The following is a 15,979-nucleotide window of genomic DNA, read 5'->3' on the forward strand; positions in this document are numbered from 1 at the left end:
CGGCGTCCGGACATTTTCTTTTCCCTTATGAAAAACAAATATGTTCTTATTGTAAATCAGAATTGAAAAAGTTACAATAAGAATCAGGAGATTAGTATGAAATGGAGATAATGTGAAAAATAACGCTGATGCGCTTATTTTTCACAAGGCTATTTGTTTCTGAGCAAAAACAAATAGCTATAATGGCAGATGAGAAATCGCCTGTGCGAATTTCTCATCGCCACTTCGCAACAAGTTGCTCAGGAATGAGGATAGTATGAATAACCGATTAAAACAACAGCTGGATTTTGCGCTGGAAATTGACAAAGAAAAAAATATTTTCCGACAGACCCACCTGTCGGGGCACGGAAGAAATGAAAATGATGCCGAACACGCATGGCATATGGCTATCATGGCATATCTGCTGCAGGAATATTCCAATGAGCCTGTAGACATTGCAAAAGTTATGCTGATGTGCCTGATTCACGATATTGTGGAAATTGATGCAGGCGATACGTATGCGTATGATGCCGAGGGCTTAAAAACGCAGAAAGCAAGGGAAGATGCCGCAAAGGAACGCATTTTCTCCCTGCTTCCAGACGAACAAAAAGAAGAACTGACTGCGCTGTTTGACGAATTTGAAGCGTATGAAACACCGGAATCTAAATTTGCACATTCCATGGATAATTTACAGCCGTTACTTTTAAATAACAGCAACGGCGGCGGAGACTGGCGTGAACACGGTGTTACCGCAGAACAGGTTTACGGACGTCAGTCCAAAACCCGCCTCGGCTCAGAACAGTTATTTGAGGTCGTTGACCGTATCATTCGTGAAAACATCGAAAAAGGAACCATCATAAATTAAAGAAAGAAGGGATTTTATGCCTACAGCATGTATCACCGGTGCCAGCTCCGGCATCGGAAAAGAATTTGCAGCGCAGCTTGCCGCACGCGGCTACAACTTGATTTTAGTGGCACGTAACACCAAAGCGTTAGAAGAACTTGCCGCAGAACTTGCCTGCAAATGCCGCATCATTTCCTGCGACTTATCCAAAGAAGCACAGTGTATGCAGCTTACAGAAGAATTAAAACCGCTTGATATCCAAATTCTGATTAACAACGCAGGATTTGGCGACTTAGACCGCTTCGCGCAGTCGGATTTATCAAAATCACTGGACATGATTAATGTGAACATCAAAGCACTGCACATTTTAACGCGCAAACTGCTGCCGGAATTGATGAAAAAAGACCGCGGCTACATTTTAAATGTTGCTTCCAGTGCCGGACTGCTGCCCGGCGGACCGTATATGTCTACTTATTACGCAACCAAGGCCTACGTCACCAGCCTGACCAATGCCATTTATCAGGAATTACAGGAAGTACACAGCAATGTCCATATCAGTATGCTCTGTCCGGGTCCTGTCAATACAAATTTTAACGAAACGGCAAATGTCACTTTCGCCCTTCCGGGCATTTCCGCAAAACGCTGTGTTTCTTACTGCTTAAAGGAAATGTCAAAAGGTACGCTTACGATTGTACCATCACCACTTATGCGTGCCGCCGTATGGGGCAGCCGCTTCACACCGAAAAAGATTTTACTTTCCATTCTTTCTAAACAGCAAAAAAAGAAAGGCTACTAACTGCAAAGGGCAGATGAGAAATCCGCACGGACGTTTTCTCATCTGCCCTTTATGTCTGTTTATGCCGGTTGGCGCCTTAGGCTTCTCCGCGAAGCTGTTCTGCCATTTCACTGATTTTACGCAGGCGATGATTCACACCGGATTTGCCAACTGTCGGATTTAAGCGTTCCCCGATGTCCTTTAAATTCATATCGGGATTTTCAAGGCGCACATAGGCGACCTGGCGCAGTCCGTCCGACAGGCTCTCTAATCCGACCGTATCCCGCAGATATTCAATGTCGCGGATCTGTTTGACCGCCGCCTCAATCGTCTTATTTAAATTGGCAGTTTCACAGTTGACCTTGCGGTTTACATCATTTCGCATCCCCTTTAAAATCATAATATTATACAGATTCATCTGGGACACCACCGCACCCATGAGATTGAGTACATCTGTAATGTTATTTCCTTCTTTTAAATATACAATGTAATTGCGCTTGCGCTGAATCACCTTGGCATCCAGCTCAAAATACAGCAGTAATTCCTGTAGCTGCACCGCATCTTCTTCGTATTCGCAGACAATTTCATAATGATAAAATTTGTTAGGGTCGCTGATTGAACCCGCCGCAAGATACGCCCCGCGGATAAATGCTTTTTTACAGCACTCCTTCTGCACCAGAATCGGATGCACAAAAACCGGCTCAATCTGCGTAAACTGCTCATCACACCACTTTAATGTCATCAGAATCTTTGTAACATAAACCGGCTCTTTAATATACACATGAATCAGACTGTTTTTCTTTCCCTCATGTTCAATGACAAAATCGTGTTCTTCCATTTCAAAAATGCTTTCTGCCAGCAGGATGAATTTCCGCAAAACGACTTCATTTTCCGTCATGACCTCAATCTGCATTTCCTCACCGCTGTCACTGCGCATTTTTCCACAAAATGCCATAATGGCGGCAAATTCCGCAATCTGGCAGTGCCTTGCCGTATCCAGCCTTTTTCCTAATTCTTCTTTCACCTCAGATGAAAACGACATGTTTCCTGTCCTCACTTTTTACGTTTCGTATCTTTATCTATATCCCGGTGTTCGACCTTACAGCCGTATTCCGTGTGTTTTAACCTGTCCGCAAGGGCATTTGCAAGTGTCACGGAGCGGTGTTTTCCACCGGTACAGCCTATCGCAATAACTAAGCTGTTTTTTCCCTCCTGCACATAGTTGGGCAGTAAAAATGCCACTAAGTCCGTAATTTTGTCCAAAAAATCCCTTGCCGCCTTAAATCCCATGACATAATCCTGAATCGCCTTATCATTTCCCGTCAGCGGCTTTAATTCACTGACGTAGTAGGGATTTGGCAGAAAACGGACATCAAAAACAAGGTCGGCATCCGACGGAATCCCGTATTTAAATCCAAAGGATAACACGGTTACAAACAGGTTGTTGTAATGCTCTCCCTGAATAAAAATCTTTTCAAGCTCCTGCTTAAATTCCCTTGTCAGAAGCTGGCTGGTATCAATAATGTAATCCGCGCGCTTCTTTAAAAACTCCAGCTTTTTGCGCTCTCTTGCAATGCCTTTATCAACACGGTCATCTTTTGCAAGCGGATGCGTTCTGCGCGTTTCTTTATAGCGTTTGACAAGCACCTCATCGCTTGAGTCCAGATACAGGATTTTATACCGGTAGTGCCTGCGGGAAAGCTCATCTAAAACCTCATCGAATTCCCCGAGTGCGTTGCCGCTGCGGATATCAATTCCCAGCGCAATGTCTGAATATCCTTCTTCCTGACCTGCCGCCAGCTCCGCAAATTTTACGACTAAGGAAATCGGCATATTATCGACGCAATAATAGCCTTCGTCTTCCAATACATTGAGTGCCGTTGATTTGCCCGCACCCGACATTCCTGTAACAATAACCATTTTCATAACGATGAGCCGTCCTTTCACTGAAAGCCTATCCTAACTGCTTTATCTCTAATTCCAGTTTTACACCGTATTTTTCAAATACTTTATCGCGCACGGCATCAGTCAGTGCAATGACATCTGCAGCCGTTGCATTGCCGGTATTAATCACAAATCCGGCATGTTTTTCGGAAACCTGTGCGCCGCCGACAGAAAATCCTTTTAATCCGGCATCGGAAATTAACTTGCCTGCAAAATATCCTTCCGGTCGTTTAAACGTACTTCCGGCGCTCGGATATTCCAGCGGCTGTTTTAATCTGCGCTGTGCGGAAAGCTCTGCCATTTTTGCAAGCACTTCTTCTTTCGATGATACGTGCAGCGCCAGATCGGCTTCCAGTACAATATAATTTTTCTCTGCCGCAATGCTTTTGCGGTATCCGAACTGCATCTGCTGATTCGTAAATTCAAACAGACTGCCGTCCATATCCATAAGGGTTGCACGCACTAAAATGTCTTTGATTTCTCCGCCGTAAGCCCCGGCATTCATATAAACCGCACCGCCGAGTGTTCCCGGAATTCCCGAAGCAAATTCAAATCCCGAAAGACTGTATTCCGCAAATTCTTTACCCAGTCTGCCAAGCAGGGAACCCGCCTTTGCACGCACCATCACAATCTGATTCTTGTCAACCGCCGTGCCTGACTGTGCCACACTGCCGGGCGTTTCGTGCAGAAATTCATAACCGCTGAAACGCTCCCCCAGCTGCAATACAACACCGCGCACACCCTCATCACGCACTAAAAGATTGCTTCCATTTCCGACAATATAAAATGGAATCTGCTCTTTTTTTAAATAGCGCATGGCTTCCTGAAGCTGCGATATTGTCTGTACTTTAACAAAGAAATCTGCCGCTCCCCCGATACGAAATGTCGTATGTCTGCTCATCGGTTCATCTTTGAGTACATTTTCTTTTCCAAATATTTCTGCCAGCCTATCCATTTCTTTATTCTGCTCCATTCTTTATATTGTCTGCCGCCAGCTTTGCCGCGCCATACATGCCTGCATCGTTACCAAGCTGTGCCGTTACAATCTTCGTACCGCGGCTTGGGTGAAATGCATGCTTTTGATAATATTTCCCAATTAAATCCGTAAAATATTTACCTGCCTTGGATACCCCGCCGCCGATTAAAAAGCACTCCGGATCTACAACTGCCGCCACGCACGCAAGCCCCCTGCCTAAATATTCACAGACCATTTCTGCCGTCTGCACAGCAAGCGCATCTCCCGCCTGTGCCGCATCAAATACATCCTTTGCCGTAAGATTGTCTATATTTCTAAGAACCGATTCTGTTTCTGCTGCTGCCAGAATCCGCTTTGCAACACGTACAATGCCTGTCGCGGAAGCTGCCTGCTCCAGACAGCCTTTTTTCCCACAGTTGCAGGCTTCCTGTTCGCCTTCCACAATCGGCAGATGCCCGATTTCCGCCGCCGCACCATGTACACCGGCAACCGGCTTTCCGTCTATAATCAGCCCGCCGCCGACACCGGTTCCTACCGTTACCAGCATAACGCTCTGATAGCCTTTCGCACTGCCCTTCCAGAATTCACCGAGTGCCGCCATGTTGGCATCATTTCCCACTTTTACAAAGACCGGCAGAAATGTCTGCATTTCTTTTGCAACATCTTTGATATCCCAGCCTAAATTAACACATTTATTAACAATGCCGTCCGGTGTCACCGCACCCGGCACACCGATACCGACACCCGCCACATCTGAAACTGTCAGGCACCTTTTTTCCAATATATTCCGTATATGTGCTGCCACATCAGACAGAATCCGGCTTCCGTTATCCTGCTTATCCGTTGGAATTTCTGACTTTTCAAGCAGTTCCCCATTCAGTGTAAATAATCCACATTTTACAGTTGTACCGCCGATATCAATGCCAAAAAGAACTTTATTCATCATCATCATCTCCCCGCATGAGATTTTCCTGTACTCTGCGGTATAATTCCTTCGCCGCATTATAACCCATTTTTTTCTGTCTGTGGTTGACCGCAGCCGCTTCTACAATAACCGCAAGATTTCGTCCCGGACGTACCGGCAGTGCGTGGCATACCACTTTATTGCCAAGGTATTCTGTATATTCTTCCTCCAGACCCAGTCTGTCGTATTCCCTGTCTTTATTCCAGTCTTCTAACTGCATAACCATATCAATCTGCTGGGTTTCTTTAACGCTTTCTACACCAAACAGGGTCTTAACATCAATAATGCCGATACCACGCAGTTCAATAAAATACTTTGTGACACCCGGCGCAGAACCGACCAGCGTTTCGTTGCTGACTTTGCGGATTTCTACTGCATCATCGGTTACAAGACGGTGTCCTCTTTTAATGAGTTCCAATGCCGCTTCACTCTTACCGATACCACTTTCACCGGTAATTAACACACCGACACCATATACATCAACCAACACCCCGTGAATAACAATACACGGTGCAAGCTGTACCTTTAACCAGCCGATAACCTCTGCCATAAAGGAAGAGGTCGCTTCCTGTGATTTAAAAATCGGTATCTGGCATTTCACCGCAAGCTCTAAAATTTTCGGTTCCGGCTCTAATCCGCGGCAGAATACCAGACACGGAATATTGCTTGAAAGCAGCTGCATATACCGCTCATACCGCTCTGTTTCCGAAAGGCTTTTTAAATATGAATATTCTACATTTCCGATAATCTGTAACCGGTCATTATCAAACTGGTTATAAAACCCGGTCAACTGCAATGCCGGTCTGTTGACCTCCGGAATATGAAGCCATGTTCCTGAAATATCAATCTGTGGTGTCATGTTCTCAAGCTGCATCTTCTCAACGACTTTAGACAGCTTCACTCTTTCGCTTCCATTCATACTACTCCTCTTTCCGCAGGCATTTTTAATGCCGGAGGAATCGCGGACTGATTATTCAGTCCTGCGATATAAACAGAATTCGTGACGCCTGCGGCACAAATTCTGTTGTGTGAAAAATCTTTGATTTAAGGATTTTTCACACTATCCTCTTATTTCTGGGCGACTTTGTCGCACTCTTTACACTGACTTTTTAGTATTTTTATTTTATCACACCGTATAGTACGCGGTCAATTATGGGTTTTTAATGGAAAAACGCATAAATATTTTCTGCCACCTTTTCCGTAATGCCGTCCACCTTCATCAGCTCCTCCACCGGTGCCGTACGGATTTTTTCAATGTCTAAGAAATGCTTCATCAGTGCCTTTCTTCTTGCCGGACCAATACCGTCAATACCGTCTAATACCGAATGAACCTGTGCCTTGCTTCGCAGGCTTCTGTGATACGTAATGGCAAAACGGTGTGCTTCGTCCTGAATCCTTGTAATCAGCTTAAACCCTTCACTGTTCCTGTCAATTGGAATTTCTATATTATTATAGTAGAGTCCGCGGGTTCTGTGATTGTCGTCTTTGACCATGCCGCACACCGGAATGTGTAAATCCAGCTCCTTTAAAACCTCCAGTGCAATATTGACCTGTCCTCTGCCGCCATCCATCATGATAATATCCGGGTATACCGCAAATCCTTCCGACTGCTCTTTTCCGCGCAGAAAACGCCTTGTCAGTACTTCGCGCATACTTTTATAATCGTCCGGTCCTTTCACCGTTTTTATCTTAAATTTTCTGTAATCATTTTTCTTTGGCCGTCCGTTTTCAAAAACAACCATTGAACCAACGGATTCAATACCGCTGGTGTTGGAAATATCATAAGCTTCCGCGCGTACCAGATGCGGCAGGGAAAGCCAGTCTGCAATTTCCTGCATTGCACCGACCGTCCGCTGTTCTTCCCGTTTAATCTTTTCCGTATCCTGAAGCAGCACCATCTGTGCATTTTTATATGCCAGCTCCACGAGTTTTTCCTTTGTGCCTTTTTTCGGTGTCACAACAGACACCTTGCGCTTTTTCATACTGCCGAGCCACTCGCTGATAATCTGCGCATCTTCAATTTCTTCCTGTAGCATTACTACATTTGGAATATAGGGTGTCCCGCCGTAATACTGCTTTAAAAATCCGCTGATAATATCACTTCTGGTATCACCTTCCGCCACGCTCATATGAAAATGATCCCTGCCGAGAAGCTTTCCGCTGCGGATATAAAAAATCTGTACCACCGCATCCGTGCCGTCACTTGCACACGCCACCACGTCACGGTCGGTTTCGTCATCTGCCGTAATTTTCTGCTTCTGTGCCACCTGCTTAACACTTTGGATTAAATCCCGGAAGCGCGCCGCTTCTTCATATTCGAGTTTTTCCGCGCAGTCATTCATCTGCGCCGTCAGCTGTTTTAAAATTTTATCATAATTGCCGTTTAAAAATTCCAGCACACTATCTACGTTTTTTCTGTATTCGATTTCAGAAATGTATCCCTGGCACGGCGCACTGCACTGCCCGATATGGTAATTCAGGCATGGGCGCTGTTTCCCCTCATCTTTTGGCAGATTGCGGCTGCACGTTCTGATTTTATAGAGCTTGCAGAGCAGTTCAATCGTGTCCTTGACCGCCCCTGCCGAAGTATACGGGCCAAAGTATCTGCCCGCGCCATGCTTCATATCCCTTGAAAATAAAACTCTCGGATACGCTTCACCTGTCGTAACTTTGATAAACGGATAGGTTTTATCGTCCTTTAACATCGTATTATACTTCGGGCGGTGCTCCTTAATCAGGTTGCACTCCAAAACCAGCGCTTCCAGTTCGGAATCTGTAATAATATACTCAAAATAAGCGATGTGCGAAACCATTTTCTTTATTTTGGACGAATGATTCCGGCTGCTTTGAAAATACTGCCGCACCCTGTTTTTCAGGCTCACAGCTTTTCCCACATAAATAATCGTATCCGTATTGTCATGCATAATATAAACTCCCGGCTTTGCCGGGAGTTTCTTTAACTCATCTTCTAAATCAAACATACCTCTCCTTATTTAAAACAACCGTATATACTTAAAATACAGTCTTTCCCAAAATCCAAGCTTTTGTTCTATGGCATTGCGGATATTCTGCATATCCCTGCGGTATCCGCGGTACTCCTGCTCACTGACCGGTATTTCGGAAAATGAACACCGCAGTACCAGATCAAAAATCCGTTTGATATGATTTTCCTTAAAAATTTCCGACGCCTCGGTCAGATAGCCCGCATACGCTTCGTACTCCAGACCGCTTGTTCTGCCATATCCCGCTGCCGCAAGCATTTTTTCAAAACTACGGTAAGCCTCCATCACCATTTCCTGCCGTTCTTCCTGTACCATACTCTTAATATCTGTCTTTCTTTTCTTTGCTGTGCGCATCTGTCTGACAGTAAAATACCGTATCAGAATTATAGCAGACATTACTGTAAACAGCAATATCAGTCCGATTGGAATCCAAAGCAGCGGATACTGTTTTACAAGCCGTGTAAAAGCAGATTCTGTCTGCGCCTTCCCCACATCCGTACTACCTGCACTGCTGTCATCCTGTGCCGTGTTATCTGCCTCTCCGGCTGCACCCTGTGAAATTTCCGGAACTGAATCTGTCTGCTGTTCCAACGGCTGTACGGCTGCATCCTGTGTCAGTTCCTGTCCGTCTGTGGAAACTTCTGACGGGCTTTCTGTCTGTAATTCCTGCTGTATATTCTGTCCTTCCCCGGATGATGCGCCTGCTTCTGTGGCTGCACCGGTACTGCCCTGCGCCGATGCCGACGGTGTCACTTCCACCGTAACCCAGCCGTAACCGTCCATATAGACTTCTGCCCATGCATGTGCCGCATTGTCCTTTAAATCCACCTGATATTCAACAACATTTTCTTCCGTCTGCACATTGTCCGATGTCTTTCTTGTCTGTGTCGTCTGTATCGGAACTCCCGACTTTATAGTATCATCTGCCGCCACATATCCTTCGACATATCTTGCCGGAATTCCTGCACAGCGGTACATCAGTACTGCCGCCGTTGCAAAATATGTACAATATCCCTCTTTGCTTTCTGTCAGAAAATATTTTACAAAATCTTCATTTTCCGGCACTTTCCCCGGAAACATATTGTAAGTATAGTTTTGTGAAAGATAATCTTTTACATATTTAATATAATTTTCTTTTTGTTCCGTCGTTGTAACGCTGGTTTCTCCGAGCAGATTTTCAATCACTTCCCGTACATCATACGGCACATCAAGATAATTATTTTTTACCAGATTCTGATAAGAAACCATATTTTTATACAAAGGCGCACCACCGCCAAGATACTCATACCGCAGATACTCCAAAAGATTATTAAAAGCACTGTAACTATTCACACCGGCAATGACATTGGTTCCGTTCTGTGTCGTTCCATCCGTATACCGGAGAATATATGGTACTTTTTTTATCATCTGGTAATAACTGCCCACTGTATTTTCAATATACTGCTGCGCCTGCGCCTGTGTATCCATATAATCCACAAGATTTTCCTTCTGATCGTTTTTTAGTGTACTGCTTAGCAGCTCTGACCACCGGCCTGTATCATAATCCAACCCGATAAACCTCGGAAAATACTGATTTTTCCCGGTACTTTGCGTGGTTACTGTCAGCAGGGTCTGGTTGCTGTAGCGGATACCATCAATTTTCCCCAGTTCCCCGTTATTAATTCCACCGTTTGCAAGGTCAACATCTGTTTCTAAATCTCCGCCGACCCATGAAAAACAGTTTTTCGCTTCTTCATTTAACACCTGAAATACCTGAAACCGTTCATAGTTTACCGGCGGGCGCACAATAACCGAAACCGTCAGTGCAATCAGACATAAAAACAAAACCATCAGTGACTGCTGTTCCCCGCCTTTTTGCCCCTGCAAAGCCGAAACACCAAGCACGTAGCTGATACACAGAAAAAATGTACAGCTGTCCGGGACTGCTCCCAGCGATACGAATAAAATAAGCAACGGCAGAATAGAAAGCAGTGTCCCCAGCATACTGTGCAGGTAAATCACAATAACTGCTGCTGCAAATGTCACAAGAACTGCAATAAACAACACCGCTATTGTTTCCTGCATCGACCGCGCCGCCGTTTCCTTTACGGCAATTCTGCCAAGACTCAGTCCGTATGGCTTTTCAAGGGCTGTCATACAGTCATTATAAATGTGGCAGAATCCGGCTCTTAAAATGCCAAAACTCAAAACGGACAATCCGGCAAATATAATCCCCGTCACGATTAAAAAATGCTTTTTTCTGCCGTACAGTCCGTACACACAAATAACAGCAGCCGCCAAAATTCCAAAAATCACTGCCATATCCGATACCTGAAAAAGGGCGCATGAAGTCAGCACCCTTATAATTCCATATGATCCGATTGTTGTAAGAAGCATTCTTACGATGTAACTGATTTCACGATTTTCTTCCATGCTGTCTTACCCCTTGTTTCTAATTTCTGTCCCTTATATCTTTTCCCAAAGTTCATCGATCAGTTCCTGTAACTGTATCTTTTCCACATTGACAATTCTTACTTTGTTATTCTCATAGCTTCCTGCTGTCACAAATAATGCCTGCTGTCCCTGTGCTTCAATGTCCTTTAAATATACCGCCGCTGCATGCTCTCCTGCCCTGCTGCTGCATGGAATCTGCATCAGCCGTATCATGGCACGGTTTAATTCTGTCCGGTCATGGACTTCCAGATACTCTGCACTTTGTTTCTGTCCGTTCCATGCAAGAATCAGCGTATTCACCTCATTTTCAACGTATAAATTGGCAATGGAAGCCACTGCTGTATAGACTGCATCCATCCGGCTCCTGTACTGCGCTGTGTTCAAAATGCTTAAATCCACAAGAATCACTTTTTTTACATCAATCTGTTCTCCATACTGCCGCACAATCAAATCATCTGTACGAAGGCTTAAATTCCAGTGGATATGGTTTAAATTATCACCCGGACGAAACGCCCGCAAATCCAGAATATCCGAATCGTCATCTGCTACCGCTGAATAGCGGTATTCCTGCTGTTTTTCCATCCCCGTCCTGACCCGCGTGGATAAAACCGGCTCCGGCAGTACGGCAAGCTGGCAGCTTCCGCGAAAATTCTTTTGTGTACCAATCAGCCCCAGATAATCCTGCAAAAATACTTTTTCAATGTCAATTTGTGCGATGCCGCAGTGCTTTGGACTAAATTCCGCCATTGTCTGCTGTACTTTTTCCGTAACTCCGTCACATTGCAGCATTTCCTTTTCATTTCCCGGAGTATTCAGATAGACCACGCCAATCTGAAACTGCTGTTTCCCTAAAAATATCACATGGCGGTTTACGGCCTTAATGCACACTGTCACCAGCTGTCCGGGATGCACTTCCTTCTGTGGAATGTTCAGATACAGCTTTAATCCGTTTGCCGCCAGTTCAAACAGCACCCCGGAAATCGCCGGAACAACAATCAGCAGTACCAGCAGCAGAAAGAACTGGTATTCGACATAGATGACATTCAGCCAGAATACCCCCAGCAGACAGACGATATACAAAAGTCTTCTTTTTCTCATTTAAACGACCCTTTTCACATCCAGTTTCGGCACGGAAACGGTTTCAAGCACATTTTTTAATGCCGTTTCTGCCGTCACATTTCCATTTCTCAATCCGTTATCCACAATAATACGGTGTGCCGCAGCATCCATTAATACATACTGGATATCCGACGGCAGCACATAAGTATGTCCGCGTAAGAACGCTTCCGCCTTGGCAATCGCAAGCACCGCGATACTTCCTCTCGGACTGATGCCCTGTAAAATCTCCGGGCTGTTTCTCGTTGCCTTTGCAATCCGCGCCACATAATCATAAACCCTGTCATCGACATAGATTTGTTCCACATAAGCCTGCATTGCCATTAATTCTTCTGCTGTCAGCACCTTTTCCGAAATAATTTTCGGACTGCCGTTTGTCTTATTTTTTAAAATAGCAATTTCATCTTCCACGGTCGGATATCCCAGTGATATCTGAATCATAAAACGGTCAAGCTGGGATTCCGGAAGTTTCTGTGTTCCGATTGAACCAAACGGATTCTGTGTTGCCATGACCATAAACGGCTTTGGCAGCTCAATGCTCTGGCTGTCCACCGTCACCCTGCGCTCCTCCATCACCTCTAACAGCGCAGACTGGGTCTTTGGCGAGGTTCTGTTAATTTCATCTGCCAGTAAAATATTGCACAGCACAGCTCCCGGCTTGTACTCAAACTGCCCTGTTTGACGGTTGTATAAGTTAAATCCCGTCAGATCCGACGGCATAATATCCGGTGTAAACTGCAGCCGGTTACATTCCAGTCCCAGTGCCTTTGAAAATGCCAGCGCCATCGTTGTCTTTCCGACCCCCGGAATATCTTCAATCAGAATATGTCCCTTTGCTAAGATTGCCATCAGCAGTTTGCAGATAGCCTCATCTTTGCCGACAACTGTCTTTTTGACTTCATATACAACCTGTTTTGCCTTTTTTAAATAAAATTCTAATTCTTCCATCTCGTTTGGCATACTCTCCTCACATTCTGCCGTATCTTCCTGTATTCATTCTGCCTGTGGATTTTTAGCCTTTCTTTAATCCGGAAAGCGTGTCATAAGCCACGACATTTGTTTTGCATGAAACATTGTGATACCGCAGCTTTCCTGCGTTATTCTCATAATCGTTTTCACAGCCGTTGATACACAGTGCCAGTCCGTCCTGCGATAAATACCATGCATCCGTATCTGCAATCGTCTGTAATTCCTGTTCTGTCTGTCCGATACCGATCCATTCTTTTTCCAGCCCTGACAAGTCATTTTCTTCAAAAAGTTCATTTAAAGAGAGCTTCTTTCCTGTCTTTGCATTAAAATTCCCACCATAAACAGCATTGGTCATTACCGTAACATACGCCCCATCTTTATCGTATGCTGTATAACTCTCCGAATAATTTTCATAAATTGACACCAGATTATTTTCCGGTGCGGTCACATCGTTTAATGCCGAACAATGATATGAAATCTTTACCGGAATATCCAAATCCTTTACAAAGGCAACATTCTTAAACTGTGTCTGCGCCTGTGTTTTTAACTGTTCGATTCTGTCCTCGTAATAGCGCGTAACAGACTCCACCTCTGTTCCCTGATAATAAATTTTCGGATACGTATAACTAAACTGTATCTGTCTGTCCGATACGCTGTCTGACCCGGATGCTTTTAATGGCAGATAAGAACAGTCTGTACAAATCTGAACCGTAATATCGTCGCTTAGCTGTGTTTTTGATACTGATCTTATTGTATCATCCGTCAGCACATTTGTCATCGGTTCGACCCTGGAATTTGTCTGCTGCGGTATCAGTCCTGCCGCAGTGACAACAAGAAACATTACCGCCGCGGCTGCCAGGGGAAATAAAATCGCCGTCTTTACCGCCGGACGTTTCTTCACCTGCACACACTCTGTATAACCCTGACTTTTTTCGTCATCTTCAAACATGCCGGACTCATCCAAAATCACCTGAATCTGGCGCTTCATTTCCTGTTCACCCGGATATTTAATCCTACTCATAATCACTCAGCTCCTTTCTCATCTTTCTCACCATGGAGTAATAGCGGTTTTTTACAGCAGTTTTTGTTACCCCCGTAATCGTACTGACTTCTTCAAATGTGTAACCCTGCTGTGCTTTCAGGTTAAATATCTTCTGGTTTTGTACTTCCTCTTTTTCAAGTAATTGCTCTACCCGCTGTGTTGCCATGCGGTTTGTCACACGTTCCTCAAGATTGTGCGCATCTTCTTTATCATAATCGTCCAAAATTTCAGTCATAAGCATTTCATGGTGCTGGCGGCTTCTCATGTAATCAATCACTTTATTGCAGGCAATTCTTGTAATCCACGTCTTAAAGGACGCCTTTTTACTGTCAAACTGATATAGATTTTTTAATATCTGTATAAATGCTTCCTGCGTAAGGTCTTTTGCAAGCTCCTCATCTGAAGTTTTTAAGTAAATCTCTTTATATATTCTTTTATAATGCCGTTCAACCAGCAGTTCACCTGCCTCACGGTCTTTCCCCTGTAATATGCGCCTGATAAGCGTTTCATCTGTTTCAAACACTTCCTGCCACCTCCTCTTATTCTTTATACGAAACCGGACATGATATAGTTGCAAAAAAAATGCCGTATTTTCATATATTCTATGAAAAATACGGCATTTATGAAAGGAGAAACGTAAAATGGAAAATTTATTTTTCCGTTATAAGCTTATTGATTAGAAATCTACTTCTGTGTCATAATAGCAGCACTTCAGTAATTTCTCCATTTCTTCCTGATTTGGCTGACGAGGATTAGAACCTGTACAGGCATCAAGAATTGCGTTTGCTGCAATTTCAGGAAGCTTCTTTAAGAACTCATCTTCCGGTACAATACCTTCTTCTGCCGGAAGTCCGCCTTCACCATAATGCTTGATGCAGTGCGGGATATTGAGTTCATCATTCATCTTGCGGAGCAGTTCGATGAGTTTATCAATCTTTTCTTCTGTTGTATTACCGCCTAAGTGAATGAAATCTGCAATTTCTGCATATCTCTTGGCAGCTTCCTCATTCTTGGCATTGTATTTGATAACCTTTGGCAGATACATTGCATTGGCAGCACCGTGGATAATATGTCCGCCTTCAAATGCAGCACCGGTCTTATGTGCCATTGAATGAACGATACCGAGTAATGCGTTGGAGAATGCCATACCTGCAAGACACTGTGCGTTGTGCATAGAATCACGGGCTGCCATATCTCCGTTGTATGACTTAATCAGTGTTTCATGAATCATCTTAATTGCATGAAGTGCCAGTGGGTCTGTATAATCGCAGTTTGCGGTTGATACATACGCTTCAATGGCATGTGTCATTGCATCCATACCTGTATGGGCTACCAGCTTTACAGGCATTGTTTCAGCCAGTTCAGGGTCTACGATTGCAACATCCGGTGTGATTTCAAAATCAGCCAGCGGATACTTAATACCTTTTTCGTAATCTGTGATAACTGAGAATGCCGTAACTTCCGTTGCTGTACCGGATGTAGAAGATACTGCACAGAAATGTGCTTTTTTACGAAGCTTCGGCATACCGAATACCTTGCACATTTCTTCAAATGTAATGTCAGGATATTCATATTTTACCCACATTGCCTTTGCTGCATCAATCGGAGAACCGCCGCCAATCGCTACAATCCAGTCCGGTCCGTATTCTTCCATAACCTTAGCACCCTTCATGACAGTGTCTACTGACGGGTCGGATTCGATGCCCTCAAACAGTTTTACTTCCATTCCTGCTTCTTTTAAGTAGTCTTCTGCCTTCTGTAAGAAGCCGTTGCGCTTCATAGAACCGCCGCCTACACAGATAATGGCTTTCTTACCTTCCAGTGTCTTTAATGCCTCTAATGATCCTTTTCCGTGATATAAGTCTCTTGGTAATGTAAAACGTGTCATAACTCAAAATCCTCCATATACTATGTATTTTGTTGAATGTCCCCACA

14 protein-coding genes are annotated in these 15,979 nt (G+C 44.4%); 2 read left to right on the top strand and 12 right to left on the bottom strand.

Annotated elements, in window-relative coordinates:
• Nucleotides 1-256: 256 nt before the first annotated feature.
• Together WMO37_RS10210 and WMO37_RS10215 are read left to right on the top strand one after the other, a co-directional pair.
• Complete coding sequence (locus tag WMO37_RS10210) at nt 257-844, top strand: HD domain-containing protein (protein WP_349154952.1); 588 nt, start codon at nt 257-259, stop codon at nt 842-844.
• A 16-nt stretch (nt 845-860) separates the two neighbouring features.
• Entirely contained in the window at nt 861-1,619 is a 759-nt protein-coding gene (locus WMO37_RS10215) for an SDR family NAD(P)-dependent oxidoreductase (RefSeq protein WP_349154953.1), read from the top strand.
• 76 nt (nt 1,620-1,695) lie between these two features.
• On the opposite strand, the gene whiA is transcribed toward WMO37_RS10215, so the two are convergent.
• The 12 genes from whiA to WMO37_RS10275 form a co-directional block, all read right to left on the bottom strand.
• Nucleotides 1,696-2,640, bottom strand: a complete 945-nt coding sequence (gene whiA, locus WMO37_RS10220) for a DNA-binding protein WhiA (protein WP_349154954.1) — start codon at nt 2,638-2,640, stop codon at nt 1,696-1,698.
• A gap of 11 nt (nt 2,641-2,651) precedes the next feature.
• Nucleotides 2,652-3,524 carry an RNase adapter RapZ gene (gene rapZ / locus WMO37_RS10225; RefSeq protein WP_022433167.1) on the bottom strand — a complete coding sequence of 291 codons (873 nt, stop codon included), beginning with the start codon at nt 3,522-3,524 and terminating at the stop codon, nt 2,652-2,654.
• A 28-nt stretch (nt 3,525-3,552) separates the two neighbouring features.
• Nucleotides 3,553-4,515, bottom strand: coding sequence for a UDP-N-acetylmuramate dehydrogenase (murB, locus tag WMO37_RS10230; RefSeq protein WP_349154955.1), 963 nt, complete (start codon nt 4,513-4,515; stop codon nt 3,553-3,555).
• A complete protein-coding gene (locus WMO37_RS10235; RefSeq protein ID WP_349154956.1) occupies nt 4,502-5,464 on the bottom strand; it encodes an ROK family glucokinase in 963 nt (320 codons plus the stop codon). The genes murB and WMO37_RS10235 overlap by 14 nt, the downstream gene beginning before the upstream one ends.
• Nucleotides 5,454-6,401 carry an HPr(Ser) kinase/phosphatase gene (hprK, locus tag WMO37_RS10240; RefSeq protein WP_227089830.1) on the bottom strand — a complete coding sequence of 316 codons (948 nt, stop codon included), beginning with the start codon at nt 6,399-6,401 and terminating at the stop codon, nt 5,454-5,456. The genes WMO37_RS10235 and hprK overlap by 11 nt, the downstream gene beginning before the upstream one ends.
• A 241-nt stretch (nt 6,402-6,642) precedes the next feature.
• Nucleotides 6,643-8,463, bottom strand: a complete 1,821-nt coding sequence (gene uvrC / locus WMO37_RS10245; RefSeq protein ID WP_022433171.1) for an excinuclease ABC subunit UvrC — start codon at nt 8,461-8,463, stop codon at nt 6,643-6,645.
• 12 nt (nt 8,464-8,475) lie between these two features.
• Nucleotides 8,476-10,896, bottom strand: coding sequence for a transglutaminase-like domain-containing protein (locus tag WMO37_RS10250; RefSeq protein ID WP_349154957.1), 2,421 nt, complete (start codon nt 10,894-10,896; stop codon nt 8,476-8,478).
• Between the two features lie 33 nt (nt 10,897-10,929).
• The gene (locus WMO37_RS10255) at nt 10,930-12,015 is read right to left on the bottom strand and encodes a DUF58 domain-containing protein (RefSeq protein ID WP_349154958.1); all 1,086 of its coding nucleotides are present in this window, start codon (nt 12,013-12,015) and stop codon (nt 10,930-10,932) included.
• A complete protein-coding gene (locus WMO37_RS10260; protein WP_022433175.1) occupies nt 12,016-12,993 on the bottom strand; it encodes an AAA family ATPase in 978 nt (325 codons plus the stop codon).
• 52 nt (nt 12,994-13,045) lie between these two features.
• Nucleotides 13,046-14,023: a hypothetical protein gene (locus tag WMO37_RS10265; RefSeq protein WP_022433176.1), complete on the bottom strand. Its 978-nt coding sequence runs from the start codon at nt 14,021-14,023 to the stop codon at nt 13,046-13,048.
• Nucleotides 14,016-14,567, bottom strand: a complete 552-nt coding sequence (locus WMO37_RS10270) for an RNA polymerase sigma factor (protein WP_022433177.1) — start codon at nt 14,565-14,567, stop codon at nt 14,016-14,018. Before WMO37_RS10270 ends, WMO37_RS10265 begins: the two co-directional genes overlap by 8 nt.
• Nucleotides 14,568-14,720: 153 nt before the next feature.
• On the bottom strand, nt 14,721-15,932 hold the full coding sequence (locus WMO37_RS10275; RefSeq protein WP_022433178.1) for an iron-containing alcohol dehydrogenase: 1,212 nt from the start codon (nt 15,930-15,932) through the stop codon (nt 14,721-14,723).
• Nucleotides 15,933-15,979 lie beyond the last annotated feature (47 nt).

This window comes from Lachnospira intestinalis, from assembly GCF_040095895.1.
Taxonomy (GTDB): Bacteria; Bacillota; Clostridia; order Lachnospirales; family Lachnospiraceae; genus Lachnospira; species Lachnospira intestinalis.

Coding starts and splice junctions, on each gene's coding strand:
- WMO37_RS10210 (WP_349154952.1), top strand. CDS start 257: ATGAATAACCGATTAAAACAACAGCTGGATTTTGCGCTGGAAATTGAC.
- WMO37_RS10215 (WP_349154953.1), top strand. CDS start 861: ATGCCTACAGCATGTATCACCGGTGCCAGCTCCGGCATCGGAAAAGAA.
- whiA (WP_349154954.1), bottom strand. CDS start 2,640: ATGTCGTTTTCATCTGAGGTGAAAGAAGAATTAGGAAAAAGGCTGGAT.
- rapZ (WP_022433167.1), bottom strand. CDS start 3,524: ATGAAAATGGTTATTGTTACAGGAATGTCGGGTGCGGGCAAATCAACG.
- murB (WP_349154955.1), bottom strand. CDS start 4,515: ATGGAGCAGAATAAAGAAATGGATAGGCTGGCAGAAATATTTGGAAAA.
- WMO37_RS10235 (WP_349154956.1), bottom strand. CDS start 5,464: ATGATGAATAAAGTTCTTTTTGGCATTGATATCGGCGGTACAACTGTA.
- hprK (WP_227089830.1), bottom strand. CDS start 6,401: ATGAATGGAAGCGAAAGAGTGAAGCTGTCTAAAGTCGTTGAGAAGATG.
- uvrC (WP_022433171.1), bottom strand. CDS start 8,463: ATGTTTGATTTAGAAGATGAGTTAAAGAAACTCCCGGCAAAGCCGGGA.
- WMO37_RS10250 (WP_349154957.1), bottom strand. CDS start 10,896: ATGGAAGAAAATCGTGAAATCAGTTACATCGTAAGAATGCTTCTTACA.
- WMO37_RS10255 (WP_349154958.1), bottom strand. CDS start 12,015: ATGAGAAAAAGAAGACTTTTGTATATCGTCTGTCTGCTGGGGGTATTC.
- WMO37_RS10260 (WP_022433175.1), bottom strand. CDS start 12,993: ATGCCAAACGAGATGGAAGAATTAGAATTTTATTTAAAAAAGGCAAAA.
- WMO37_RS10265 (WP_022433176.1), bottom strand. CDS start 14,023: ATGAGTAGGATTAAATATCCGGGTGAACAGGAAATGAAGCGCCAGATT.
- WMO37_RS10275 (WP_022433178.1), bottom strand. CDS start 15,932: ATGACACGTTTTACATTACCAAGAGACTTATATCACGGAAAAGGATCA.